Source organism: Streptococcus sp. HMSC073F11 (genome assembly GCF_001810785.1).
In the GTDB taxonomy this organism is placed as follows: Bacteria; Bacillota; Bacilli; order Lactobacillales; family Streptococcaceae; genus Streptococcus.
Genome location: NZ_KV802690.1, coordinates 651272 through 664296 on the forward strand (window position 1 = coordinate 651272; position 13025 = coordinate 664296).

Annotated in this window: 7 protein-coding genes, 1 pseudogene and 1 riboswitch; of the genes and pseudogenes, 3 read left to right on the forward strand and 5 right to left on the reverse strand. The window is 39.2% G+C overall.

From position 1 onward, the window contains the following. Together HMPREF2764_RS04795 and HMPREF2764_RS04800 are read right to left on the reverse strand one after the other, a co-directional pair. A partial coding sequence (locus tag HMPREF2764_RS04795; protein WP_070527618.1) for an SspB-related isopeptide-forming adhesin occupies positions 1-3442 on the reverse strand: 3442 nt, incomplete at its 3' end. Positions 3443-3461: 19 nt separating this feature from the next. After that, positions 3462-3728: pseudogene (locus tag HMPREF2764_RS04800) on the reverse strand (LPXTG cell wall anchor domain-containing protein); the annotation flags it as partial. An 18-nt stretch (positions 3729-3746) separates the two neighbouring features. Then, positions 3747-3843, reverse strand: a riboswitch (PreQ1 riboswitch). Between the two features lie 28 nt (positions 3844-3871). Here HMPREF2764_RS04800 and HMPREF2764_RS04805 point away from each other — a divergent pair. Further along, the gene (locus tag HMPREF2764_RS04805; protein ID WP_070527620.1) at positions 3872-4303 is read left to right on the forward strand and encodes a GtrA family protein; all 432 of its coding nucleotides are present in this window, start codon (positions 3872-3874) and stop codon (positions 4301-4303) included. Between the two features lie 84 nt (positions 4304-4387). After that, entirely contained in the window at positions 4388-4765 is a 378-nt protein-coding gene (gene mscL, locus HMPREF2764_RS04810) for a large conductance mechanosensitive channel protein MscL (RefSeq protein ID WP_070527623.1), read from the forward strand. A 41-nt stretch (positions 4766-4806) separates the two neighbouring features. Here mscL and hemH read toward each other — a convergent pair whose 3' ends face one another. After that, positions 4807-5901, reverse strand: coding sequence for a ferrochelatase (gene hemH / locus HMPREF2764_RS04815; RefSeq protein WP_070527626.1), 1095 nt, complete (start codon positions 5899-5901; stop codon positions 4807-4809). 153 nt (positions 5902-6054) lie between these two features. On the opposite strand from hemH, the gene pepT reads away from it, so the two are divergent. Continuing rightward, positions 6055-7278, forward strand: a complete 1224-nt coding sequence (gene pepT, locus HMPREF2764_RS04820; RefSeq protein WP_004254300.1) for a peptidase T — start codon at positions 6055-6057, stop codon at positions 7276-7278. A 35-nt stretch (positions 7279-7313) separates the two neighbouring features. On the opposite strand, the gene HMPREF2764_RS04825 is transcribed toward pepT, so the two are convergent. Together HMPREF2764_RS04825 and HMPREF2764_RS04830 are read right to left on the reverse strand one after the other, a co-directional pair. Next, positions 7314-10859, reverse strand: a complete 3546-nt coding sequence (locus tag HMPREF2764_RS04825; protein ID WP_070527629.1) for a pneumococcal-type histidine triad protein — start codon at positions 10857-10859, stop codon at positions 7314-7316. Between the two features lie 210 nt (positions 10860-11069). Beyond that, the coding region (locus tag HMPREF2764_RS04830) for a pneumococcal-type histidine triad protein (protein ID WP_148129359.1) at positions 11070-13025 on the reverse strand (1956 nt) is incomplete at its 5' end.

The following is a 13025-nucleotide window of genomic DNA, read 5'->3' on the forward strand; positions in this document are numbered from 1 at the left end:
CTGCATCAAATGTTCCTTTAATTCCTAGAGAGTTCAAGAAATCTTGATTGATAACGTAAGACCATTGACCACCTTTGGCATCCCACTTAACAGTTACAAGTTTCTTAATGAACTCTGAATTGGTACCTTGGTTAAATTCAAAGGTGAAGGCATAAGAGCTACCTTTTTCAATCTTATCGCCTGCCTTAATCACTTTACCATTCTTCAATGTCACATCATAAGGTAACACAAGCTCTTTTTCTGCTGTATATTCTGTCCCCTTAATGATACCCTTCCAATTACCAGTATAGCGATCATGCTTCGTATCGAGCTTATCCAAACCATCATATTGGTACAATGTATCATGTTTTTCTGGAACAGTTACTCCATCAAGGAGGTACTGAACAAAATCACCTATCTGAACTTCTTTGCCATCAAGGACTTTCTTACCAGTTCTATCAAGTACATGTTTTTCTGGATTAACATTTGGAACTTCAATTGTTACAAGATTCGATTGATAGCCATTCCCAAAGTCAATCTGTTTAAAGTCATTCTCGACTTTTTCCCCTGCTTTAATCAAGAGTTTGGCTGGAAGATCAACAGTAACATTCTTATTTGGTTTCACGTAGTTCTGATAGAAACTCTTAGAATCCTTGGCTACCCAGAGATAGAACTCACCTTTAGGTTGCAAGTTCAATTCCTTCAAAATTTTATTGATTGCATCAGTACGTCCTGCATCTGAAAGTACATGATACATGTCAAATAGGTTTTTCACGTCTTTACCAGCAGCAGTCATCTTGATCTTGCTGTGGTCAACTGTGAAGGCTTTGTCTTGAACATCATCTAAGATTGCAAACTCCTTACCAAGTGCGCTCGCTGAAGCAAGAGTTTTGGCATAAGAACTGTAGTCTGTCATCAAGCGGAAGGTCACGTTACGATCAAATGTTTTAGCACCATTGATATCCTTTCCAGAATGATCTAACACAGATTTGACTGGTTTTGGAGGTCTTGGAGTGTAGTTCGTAACAGTATTTGAGAAAACTTCATAGTTATTCACTAACATTTTATAAGTGTTGTCATAGAAGCCCTTGTCATAGATTGGTTTCCAGGTAATCACAGGAGCTTCTAAGCGCTTCCCTTCGTAGGTTGCAGTAAAGGTATAAGTATTCTTTCCTGCATCATAGGCAACGCTCCATCCCGCTTTCTCTGCAGTTGCTTTCGTCACAGCTACATCAGGAACTGCTCCAGCTTCGAGTGGATCAATGATAGTAATCTTGTCACCTTTTTTAAGGTTCGCATAGATATTGTCATGATTCAATGTGTAGAGCTGCGTATCGTTTTTAGCAACTGTTTGGCCATCTGTATTCGTTTTATCTGTGTCAGATACAGACTTGCGGACAGTAGGTTTATACTGCAATTTGTAACCGTGATAGCTTGCGGATAACTTCTGATTTTTAGTTTCAGATAGAGTTTTAAGCGCCAAGGTTGGTTTGGCTGGATTTTTCGCATTGACCAATTCAGCTGATACAGGTTCAGTCTTAACTGGCTTCACGGTTGTTTTAGTAATGGTTGCAGTAGCTGGAACTCCAACAACCGGCGCTAAAGCCTTCGTATTCAAAGCAAACCAGAAAGTTTGGCCACCTGAATTATCTGGTCCATCCCATTGGATAAATTCGGATGTGAAGGCTGTCCCTTCCTTAAAGACACCAAGTGCAGCTCCCTTGTATTGGTAAGGTGAGTCAGATTTATCCCAAAGATGCCCCACATCTTGTTGGTCGTTGTAGCCTTCAGCGCGAACATAACCATTATTCTTGTTATAGCTTACAGTTGAGCCGTTAATTTCAACATGAGTTCCGTTAATGGCTTTCGCACCTTCCCAACCAATACGATTGTGATTGAGTGAAGAATAGGTCAGGGTTGCAGGAGTCTTTTCACTTGCTTTGAAAGCTACTTCTTTCCCATCCACGTTGTAGTAGTAGGTATCCGTAACCAAGAAATTCATGTAGTCTGCTGGTACACCGGTTCCATCGTTACGAGCTACTACGAATCCTTCTGTTGGGTCATTCAAGACATAGACATCATTCAATCCTGTCTTCCCTTGATTAAGAATCTCGAATTTTCGATGGATACGAGAAATATCATGCTTTTTACCATCTGCAGTTGAAACAGTCAAACCTTTCAGATTAGTGTAGTCAACTTCTGTTTTCCATCCAGTGCCAACATCCTCGTGTTTCAAGACTTTAGTCGAGTCAAGAATACGAGCATAGCCTGAGGTTCCTTTTGATGAGAGAATGTAACCTTTAGTAGTTACCTGCGCTCCTGGAGCAGAGGACTCCACTGTTGCTTCAGGATTTGCTGTCGCAACACTAATGGCTTGCAAGACTACTTCTTTTATGTAGCCTTCCGTGCTTGTCTTAGCTCGAAGCTCATCGTACTTCTTCTGCCATTCCGCTTGGGTCTGCTTAGCTTTGTCATAAGCTGCTTGGTTTTGTTCCCCAATTTGCTTCGCTTCATCAGCTGAAGAAACTTCCTGTGTTTTAGAGGTTAAAAGTACACCAGAGTTTTTCAAATCTGTTGATTTACGATCAGCATCTTGATTAACTTGATCACTAGCATTCTTCTTCTCTGCATAGGCAGCCATGATGGCTTTGTTAAGCTCCACTTTGCTTTTTGCAGTTGCAATAGCTTTGTCATTTTGTTTCTTCAATTCTTCTACTTCTGCGATTGAAGAAACGGTACGTGTCACAACCTTAACCGTTACATACTTTTTCTCCAAATCTATTGCAGCAGCTTCTACTGCTTGATTTAATTCAGTAGCTTGTTTGACAGTAGCTTCGTACTTCCCTTTTTCTTCCAGGTAGGTTGAGACAGCTTGCTGATTTCCTGCTAAGACTTTCTTAGCTGTTTGAGTAGCTTTGTTGTTTTGAGTCGCTGTCCCATCTGTGGCAGTCGAACCATCATTCGTCACTGTAACAGTTGTTGATTGTTCGTGCTTGCCTTTTTCAGTGGCCACAAAGCTATTATTAGCTTGAATGGCTTCCTGCGCTTCCTTAAAGGCTTCATTGTTTTGAACTTGTTTTTCAGTCGTTTCTTCAAGTGCCTTTATTTGCTTAGTCTGGTCTTGTTTAATCTCAGCCTTAGACTGTTCAAGACTTGATGAGGTAGTATTTGTACCCTTATCAATGCTTGATGTCTCAGATACAACTACTCCAGCTTGTTTAGCCTTGTCAGCAGCCTTTGTGACTGCACTATTATCAATCGCTACGGACTGGCTTCCTGTTGTTTTACCAGCTTGTGTAGCGTACATGTTATTGTCGTTTTCAATTTCAGGCTGAACTGCTTCATCCGCCAATACAGAACCTGCAGAGAAGGCTACAATACCTGCAACTGCAATTCCTGATACCAGGCCTTTAGCCCATTTTTTCTTACGGAAATATCCGTGTCCTTGTGTTTTTTCTGTCATATATCTCTCCTTTTCTTAATTAAAATAGTTTTTTCTTGTAAAAGTAACCTACTGCTGTCAACAACATGCCACCAATAGTACTTAGAATACTTTCTGCTGTTCCAGTGTTTGGAAGTGTTTTGAGATTACCATCTTTATCAGTAACGGAAATTGTCTGATCCTCGTTGACTGTTCCACCTAATACCTCAGGAGCAACCATTGAACCATCTGAAAGGACTATATTTCCGCCTTGGGTGCTAACAATTGAAGCTCCTGTATTCGTTTCAACAGGATCTTCTGCTACATCACGAATAGTTAATTTTTTCATTTTCCCTCCTTTGGCGGTTTCCCGTGTATAATATGCTTGGTGAAAGAAGCTAAGCACCAAGGGTTGATTCAATCAACTTTACTAGTATACCACAATAGCCTGCTTTATGCTATACTTAAAACATGAAAAAAACAATCACTGATATTTTAAATAACGAACTTTTAGCCTATCTCCTTTTTGGAATAGCAACTACTCTTGTCTCCATTCTATCCAGATTAGTCATTTATCAATTAACCCATCAAGAACTCCTTGCTACTGGACTAGCAAATATTATCGGTATCCTATTTGCCTTTATTACAAATGATAGGCTTGTCTTTAAGCAAGCTAGAGAGAATTGGTCAATCCGTTTAGTAAAATTTACTATAGCACGTCTTTCTACTTTTCTGTTAGACTTGTTTTTAACTTTTCTCTTTGTAAGCCAATTTCCTAATATTATCGGACAATTTGTAAATGATAATATTGACAAAGTTAATAGTATTGAAACAGTTATTTCACAATTCTTAATAATTATCCTCAATTACATTTTTAGTAAGGTATTTATTTTTAAAAAATAAGAAAAAATTTAAGCATATACCTTGCAAGAGCTTCTTAATTAATATATAATTAAGAGTAAAAATTTTTTGAAAGGGAAAATGAAAATGTTAAAAGATCTTAAAGCATTTTTGCTTCGTGGTAATGTTGTTGACCTTGCTGTCGGTGTGATCATTGCCTCTGCTTTTGGTGCAATCGTTACATCACTTGTTAACGATATCATCACTCCACTTATTTTGAATCCAGCCTTGGAAGCTGCGAAAGTACAAAACATCGCTGATCTTGCTTGGAATGGTGTTACATATGGTAAATTCTTGAGCGCTGTTATCAACTTCCTAGTTATCGGTACTGTTCTCTTCTTTGTAATCAAAGGTATTGAAAAAGCTCAAAGTCTTACTAAGAAAGAAGCTGCTGAGGAAGCTCCAGCTGGTCCAACTGAGTTGGAAGTACTTCAAGAAATCAAAGCCCTTCTTGAGAAAAAATAATCGATTAAAAGGATTTAGCACAAAGCTAAATCCTTTTTTCTTTACTCTTTCGGTAACTTACCTGCTTTCTCAAGCATTTTCTTAATAAGATAAGGCATCTTAACATTTTCCCGACCTTTTTTCTCAATCAGTTTTTTCACAAACTCCGGCATTTGTAAATCTTGAGATTCGGCCAAGATATTTTTAGTCTCGTCTGAAGGAACTAACTCATCAAAGGTTTCTTCTTCTGGGAGAAATTCCTTAAACTCTTGATGTTCATTGGCTCTGACGGTATTGATCAAGGCATCAATCAAGCGAGAATCCGTATTTGGCATTGGTGGTCGATGGTAGTTCACACCCAATTCTTGACACAAGTCATAACATTCCACATCGTTGTCAAACAAGACCTCAATATGCTCACTGATGAAACTAATAGGTACAAAAATATAATGGTCTGGATGTTCTGTCTGTTCTCTGAGATACTCCAAAACATCTGGCTTAATCCATGGAATACCAATATCACTTTCACTCTGCCAAGTGTTGGTATATTGCTCGGAACTCAAACCTAGTTTTTCAGCGACTAGCTTGCTATTTTCAAAAATTTGATCGATATAAGGATCGCCAAAATCCAAGGCAAAAATGGGTACACTATGGGCTGAAAAGATGACTTTAAAGCTATCCTGCTTCACTTCATCTTTTAAAATCTTAGCAATTTCATCTGCCCAATAGTTTAGCAAGGCCTCTTCTTGATACCAGTCCTTAATGACCAAAAACTGAATTTGCTTGCTTTCTAAAAATTTCTCATAACCCATGACAGAGTAAAAAGAATAATGAGGCTCCAAAATCAAACAAATACATTGCTCGATTCCGTCTGCTTCCATCTGACCAATCACGTCTGGGATAAAGGGTCTAGAAAACTTATTGGCAAAATAGACACTATATTCATTTCCTAGCCTAGCTTCTACCAAGGCAACCTCTTCACGCGTAATTCTTTGCAGAGGCGTGCCTCCAATTCGTACATAATTATCATAGAGAGTTTGAATCTCATGGTCTTGAGGTCTCACTCCACGACGAATATTTGTGAAAAAATCAGCCACACCTTCAAAGGTAATCTCTTCTGGTGAACCGAAAGTCATCATTAAAATTGCTTTTTTCATAATCGCTTCCTTGTGATATTTTTATCAAGTTTATTTTATCATTTATCCATTAATAAGTAAACGCCAACATAGCGAATTTCTCTAACTTCTGTCTTTTGTTTTTCTTTTCTTTCTATGATACAATGGAAAAAATGAATTCAAAAGGAGTTTTTTATGACTTACCCCAATCTCTTGGACCGCTTCTTGACCTACGTTAAGGTCAACACGCGCTCTGATGAACACTCTACTACTACTCCAAGTACACAGAGTCAGGTTGACTTCGCAACCAATGTTCTTATTCCTGAAATGAAACGTGTTGGATTACAAAATGTTTATTATCTACCAAATGGTTTTGCAATTGGGACCTTACCAGCCAATGATCCATCTTTAACACGTAAGATTGGCTTCATCTCCCACATGGATACTGCTGATTTTAATGCCGAAGGAGTCAAGCCACAGGTAATTGAAAACTACGATGGTGGTGTGATTGAACTTGGAAATTCTGGTTTCAAACTCGATCCAGCTGACTTTAAGAGTCTAGAGAAATATCCAGGACAAACGCTCATCACAACCGATGGAACAACCTTACTAGGTGCTGATGACAAGTCAGGGATTGCTGAAATTATGACTGCTATTGAATATCTGACTGCCCATCCTGAAATCAAGCACTGTGAGATTCGTGTTGGTTTTGGTCCAGATGAAGAAATCGGTGTTGGTGCCAATAAATTTGATGCAGAAGATTTCGATGTAGATTTTGCCTATACTGTAGATGGCGGACCTCTCGGAGAACTTCAGTACGAGACCTTCTCAGCCGCTGGTGCTGAATTGCATTTCCAAGGACGCAATGTCCACCCTGGTACTGCCAAAGGGCAGATGGTCAATGCCCTTCAGCTAGCAATTGATTTTCATAATCAACTTCCAGAGAATGACCGACCCGAGTTAACAGAAGGTTACCAAGGCTTCTACCACCTAATGGATGTGATAGGTAGTGTCGAAGAGGCGCGTGCAAGCTACATCATTCGTGATTTTGAAAAAGATGCCTTTGAAGCTCGTAAAGCAGCAATGCAGTCTATCGCTGATAAGATGAATCAAGAACTTGGTAGCGACCGTGTCACTCTAAACTTGACAGACCAGTACTACAATATGAAAGAAGTCATTGAAAAAGATATGACTCCAATTACCATTGCTAAAGCCGTTATGGAAGATTTGGGGATCACTCCTATAATCGAACCAATCCGTGGAGGGACAGACGGCTCTAAGATTTCCTTTATGGGAATCCCAACTCCTAATATCTTTGCTGGTGGCGAGAATATGCACGGTCGTTTTGAATACGTCAGCCTTCAGACTATGGAACGTGCAGTTGATACAATCATTGGTATCGTAGCTTATAAAGACTAAAAAGACGAGGTAGCTTAGCTACTTCGCCTTTCTTTTTATTCTGCTGGTTTTTCTTGATTTCCAGTACTTGTTGTAGATTCTGTTGTTTCCTTTTCTGAAGCTGGTTCAGCAGGTTTAGAATCTGTTGTGTTGCTTGGTTTGTTTTCGTCACTTGCAGTTTCACTGTTAGATTCCGCAGCTGCTGATGTTTCAGTTTCGGAACTTGTGTTCTCACCATTTGCTTCAGCATTTGTCGCTGGAGTTGCTTCTTCACTCGCGCTTGATTTTGACTTAATTTCTTGATTCAAGACCAGAATAGCTTTTGTCAATTCAAGTAAAGCAGCCTTATCCTTACTCTTAGCAGAAAGTTGGTCTAGTAATGCATCCACCTTATCAAAGTCTGCATCAGACCCCTTATTGTTTTCTAAATATGCGTGAAGCGACATGAGAATATCGTAGAGTTTTTGATAGAGTACAAGTGTCTGAGGATCTTGCTCAGCATTTTCCTTCTCTTGTTGGAGGGCGCTAGCGATACGAGTCAAGACATCTTTTACCTGACTGTTTACTTCATCCAAGTCTGCATCAGCCTTGTTTGTGGCAGCTTTGAGATTTTCTACTTCTTCTGCCAAGGATTGTCTGATTCCTTCTTCTTGGATTTGTTCCAAGAGTTGATTTGCCTTGCTCAAAAGACTTTCTACTTCTTCCTTGCTAACATGATTGACGTGTTCTTCAGGCATAAAGTCTCCGTACAATTCTTTCAAGAAGCCATAAATAGCTGTCTTGGCACTTTGATTATCTACTTTTTCAGTATCTAGAACTGTTTGACTTGATTTCGCAGTAGTTGGCTGAGCTTTCAAAGCTTCTTCCACTTCTTGTTTTGCCTGATAGATGCTTGGGAATAGTCTGTTCAATTCTGCTGCCTTAAGGAAAGATTGAGATTGATACAAGGTCCAAGTCAACTGAGCTACTTTGTTCCGAAGTTCATCATTTAAACGACCGTCATTTACGTGTTCGTAGAAATACTTGATGTATTCTACAGTTGTAACACCTGTTCGATCATTAAAGTCTTGAAGAGCTTGAAGTTGTGATTCAACCGCTGCCAAACCAGCCGCATCTTTTGCCAACTTAGCCTCTTGAAGTCGAACGAGAAGGTCTTTCTTAGGAAGCCCATAGCTATCAGTATCTAGTGTATTAATTTTATCAATTAATGCTTGATATTTCTTGTCTAATGGACTTGTTTCAACTGGTTTGACACTTTCATCAATATGGATATATTGCTTATCAAAGCGATCCAGTGTTGTAAGATAACCTGCTGTAGAGTTAGTTGCCAGTTTCTTCATGTTTTCAGTAAACTGACCTAAGGCTAACTCAATCTGTCTTTGTTCAATAGGCTTGTCTTTATAGATACTTCTGCTATCAGCTAGAAGTTGATCCACTTTTTCCAAGACTGCCTTCTCATCAAAAGCTCCAGGTTGATAATTGGATTGTAGAGCTGGAATCTTGTTTTTCAAAGCCACTTCATACCCCTTAGTTTGAACCTTGATGTAGTGATTGTGGTCGCCATGAGGAATCACAAAACTACCATTTTCTACCTGTAAGCTATACGGAGACACGCCATCTCTCAAAGCAGTCGTGTAGAGTTCGTTTAGGAAATCAAGTTCTGGATTGCCAGTTTGGAGTGGCAAACGAACATGTTCCTTACGAACAGCATATGGGTGGATATGAGTTGGATCGTAGGCTTGGTCTGGATTTCCAAAAACAAAGAATCCGTTTGAAATTCTAATCGCTTCAAGTGGAACGCCGTATGTCTTCGAAATATAAGCAATCTTTTCTTCATCGCTAGCATCTCTTGAGAAAGACTCTACCGTTTTAGCAAGAGGTTTTACAGGCTCTGCATCATGATGTGTTTTCAAATGGTCTTGTGCAGCCTTAATTTGCTCTGCTGTCAAATCCTTCTTGAAGAAGTAATGATTATGGTCTCCGTGACTCATGACAAAACCTTGCTCATCCTCACTGATGACACGATTAACATCAAAACCATGATCATGGTCTTCATCATGATGGTGTCCATGATGATCTTCATCGTGATCGTCATCATGAGCTGGATTTGGTGTTGCTGTATTTACACCTTTCAAGTGGTCTTGTGCGGACTTGATTTGATCAGCAGTCAAATCCTTCTTGAAGAAGTAATGATTGTGGTCACCGTGATTCATGATAAATCCTTGCTCATCCTCCGCAATAATACGATTAGCATCAAAGCCGTGCCCATCTTCTTCATGTTCCTCATGTGAAGTTCCTGGATTGATTGGAAGAGATGGCGAAGGTGTTGTTAGACCATTATTTGGAAGAGTCGGTTGACCAATTTGATTCGACTTAGGAATGTAATGGAAATGATCACCATGTCTTACAATATAAGCTGTGGCTGTTTCTTCAACGATATCTTTTGGATTAAAGATATAACCATCAGATGTTGAAGGAATTTCCTTATTTAACGTTGAAGAAGCATTATTCAATATAGATGGATTACTTGGAAGACTTCCTAGACTAGACGCTATTTCATGAGGTTTTTCATTTGTAGAAACTGTCGAACCAGTTCCACCGATAGGCACCATTCTAGCAATCTTTTCTTCTAAAGGAGAGAGCTTGCTGTAAGGAATAAAGTGATAATGGTCACCATGCGGAATCGCAACTCCATTTGGTGTACGACTGATAATCTTAGCAGGGTCAAAGACCAGACCATCTGATTCACTGTAACGTTTGTCGCTAGGTGAATCGTAGAGTTCTTTCAATAAACTTTGGAGATTTTCAACTTTGCTTTCTGGCTTGCTAGTTGATTCTTTCTCTATAGCTTGATTAGTATTATCACTAGCTGTTGAAGAATAGCTTAACTGGCTCGGTTGCGTATTTTTACCAGCCAGATGAGCTTTAGCGGCTGCTAATTCACTAGCAGACAAATCACTTTTTGGAATGTAGTGATAGTGTCCTCCGTGAGGAACGATATAAGCATCACCAGTATCTTCGATAATATCAGCTGGATTAAAGACATAACCATCATCTGTCGTATAGCGTCCCTGAGACCTTGCTACAGCAACATCAGAGCTGACCTTCTCATTATCTTTGACATGTTCTTGTTTTTGACGGTTGATTTCATCTTTAGTTCGAATATTATCAGCATGAGCTGCATCTTTCAGGTAGACATAATATTTTCCATCTACCTTGATGATATAACCACCCTTGACTTCATTGACAATATCTCCATCCTTAAGTTGATAGTTTGGATCCTTCATCAAAAGTTCTTCACTAAAGAGGGCATCATAAGGAACTTTCCCGTTATAATAATGATAGTGATCACCGTGTGACGTCACATAGCCCTGATCTGTAATTTTGATGACAATTTGCTCAGCCTGAATTCCTTCTTTCTGGCTAACCTGATCTGGTGTCAAGTTTTCAGTTTTCTGACTTGACTGACTGCCATCCACATAAGAGACACGATTATTGTCCTTATTTTCCTGCGAGCGATGCTGGTTCAGTGCATAGGCGCAAAGACTCAAGGATACGATAACAGCTGATCCGGCTGCAATATACTTTTTACTGAATTTCATAAATCCCTCATTTCAATAAATGATGAAGCTTTTCTTAACTTCTTTTTCTCGGTTAAACAGTTTTTCTAAACTGGTTATTTAACCAATTAATTAACCAGTAAATAGTTTACCTTTTTTAAGTTTATCTGTCAAGATTTTTATGTCATTTTAAAAAAATAAAAGCCAGTATTGCTACTGACTCTTACATCATTTTGATTTAATAGGATAAACTTATGCTTCTGGTTTCGTCGTAACTGACTCACTACCTTTTAACAAAGCAAGTAGTTTCTCTGCTTCTGCCATGATGCCATTATTATCCATGGTTTGAAGACTCAGATTATTTCGTAAACCAGATAGGCTCTCTGTCACATTGTCTTTCAAACTAGCATCCGTTACTTTAGCAAGTAGAGCTTCTACTTCTTTGAGTTTGGCTTCTACTTTTTCGGTTTCTACTTGAGGTACTTCAGCTTCGTCTGTTGTATCTTTAGATACTTCTTCTGTCTCGTCTTCATCAGTGCTCGGTTTATAAAGATTATCTACTGAAGGGGTTGAACCTGTATGATTTTCTTTTTCATTGGATTCAGGACGAGTTGACTCGTCTGATTCATGACGATCTTCCTTATCTTCATCAGATTTACTGTCTTGGTCTGCCTTATTTTTACGAACATGGTCGCTGGCATTTCCCCAACCATTATCTGAGTGAGGACGTTCTTCAGGATGTTCAACGTAATATTTTACAGTCGCAAAGAGATCCTCCAGGCTATAACCCTTAGGTGCTTCATAGAGTCCTTCATCAAACCAACCAAATTTAATGTTATGGTAATGGTCGTAATGAGGTATAATTAAGCTACCATTTTTTACTTCAACAGTATGTTGTAGATTGTAAGGAATATGATCAAGTGGGACCTTCTTAGCTGCTTTCACTTTATTATAGATTGCTTCTACTCCTTTAACCTCAGTATCTCCTGAACCCTGATTCTCTGTTGAAGGAGGTGTCAAACCTTTCTCTTTAGCATAAGCCTGGGCTGCTACTCTTTCAGCTTCAGACAAGCTCTCTTTCTTAATCCAATGACTATGGGTCATATGCGGAGTTACATAAGCATCTCCCTCATCACTGGTAATATCACGAATGTCAAAGATATACCCATCTTCTGTTGTATACTTACCTGCTAATTTCGCTAATTTAATTTCAACATCTGTATAAGCAATTTGAGCATTTGGTTTTCCGAGACGTTCTGGATGGGTAATTGGTGCTAAGAATGACAATAAATCATCTACCAATTTTCCTTTATTAGAAGATTCATTATTCAAGCGTTCTGCTAATTTGTTTAAGGCTTGGAAATCAGAAGTACGCCCCTTATTTTCAGACAAGGCTTTATGAGCTTCGGTCAATAAATTATATGCTTTATCATAAAATTCTTGGTCACGAGGAGTGACATTTTCTTTCTTCGCAACTAGGGCATGCGTCTCTTGAGTTTTCTTTGACAAGAGATTTTCAATAGCGTCAATCTTATCCTTGGCTAAGTCTTTAGCTAGAACATAACGACTAGCGCCCTTATCCTCGAAAATATAACCATCACCAACTTTTCTAACAACCTGGTTGACATCAAGTTCAGTCGGTTTATTTTCCACTGGTGCTTGAGGTTTGGTAGTAGGAGCCGGCTTCAGAGGAGTAACACTTGGCAAGACACTGCCATTTTGTCCCTTAACAGCTATCATACGAGCCAATTTTTCTTCCAGCGGTGACATTTGTGAATAAGGAATAAAGTGATAATGGTCTCCGTGAGGCACTGCTACACCGTTAGCTGTACGTTTGATGATTTGTGCCGGATCAAAGACTAGTCCATCCGATTCCACATGGCGTTCTGACAAAGGTTTGGCATACAATTCACTTAAAAGTGTTGAAATGTCTTCCCCATGATTTTGATGATATGTTGGTGTGACAGTCAGGTTTGGAGTCTCTGTCAAACTTGGTTGGGCTGGTTTAGCATTATCACTACTTGGTTTACTTGAGCTTGTGGCAGAATGTGAGCCCTGCTTCCCATTCCAATAGGCTTGAGCAGCAGCCAATTCTCCTGCTGACAAATCACTCTTAGGAATATAGTGGAAATGATTTCCATGCGGTACAACAAAAGCGTCACCTGTATCTTCAATCACATCACAGACTTTTTCAATATTATAAGAAGA

Bases quoted from the DNA above. Each gene is read 5' to 3' on its own strand.
- HMPREF2764_RS04805 (WP_070527620.1), top strand. From the start codon at position 3,872: ATGAAAAAAACAATCACTGATATTTTAAATAACGAACTTTTAGCCTAT.
- mscL (WP_070527623.1), top strand. From the start codon at position 4,388: ATGTTAAAAGATCTTAAAGCATTTTTGCTTCGTGGTAATGTTGTTGAC.
- hemH (WP_070527626.1), bottom strand. From the start codon at position 5,901: ATGAAAAAAGCAATTTTAATGATGACTTTCGGTTCACCAGAAGAGATT.
- pepT (WP_004254300.1), top strand. From the start codon at position 6,055: ATGACTTACCCCAATCTCTTGGACCGCTTCTTGACCTACGTTAAGGTC.
- HMPREF2764_RS04825 (WP_070527629.1), bottom strand. From the start codon at position 10,859: ATGAAATTCAGTAAAAAGTATATTGCAGCCGGATCAGCTGTTATCGTA.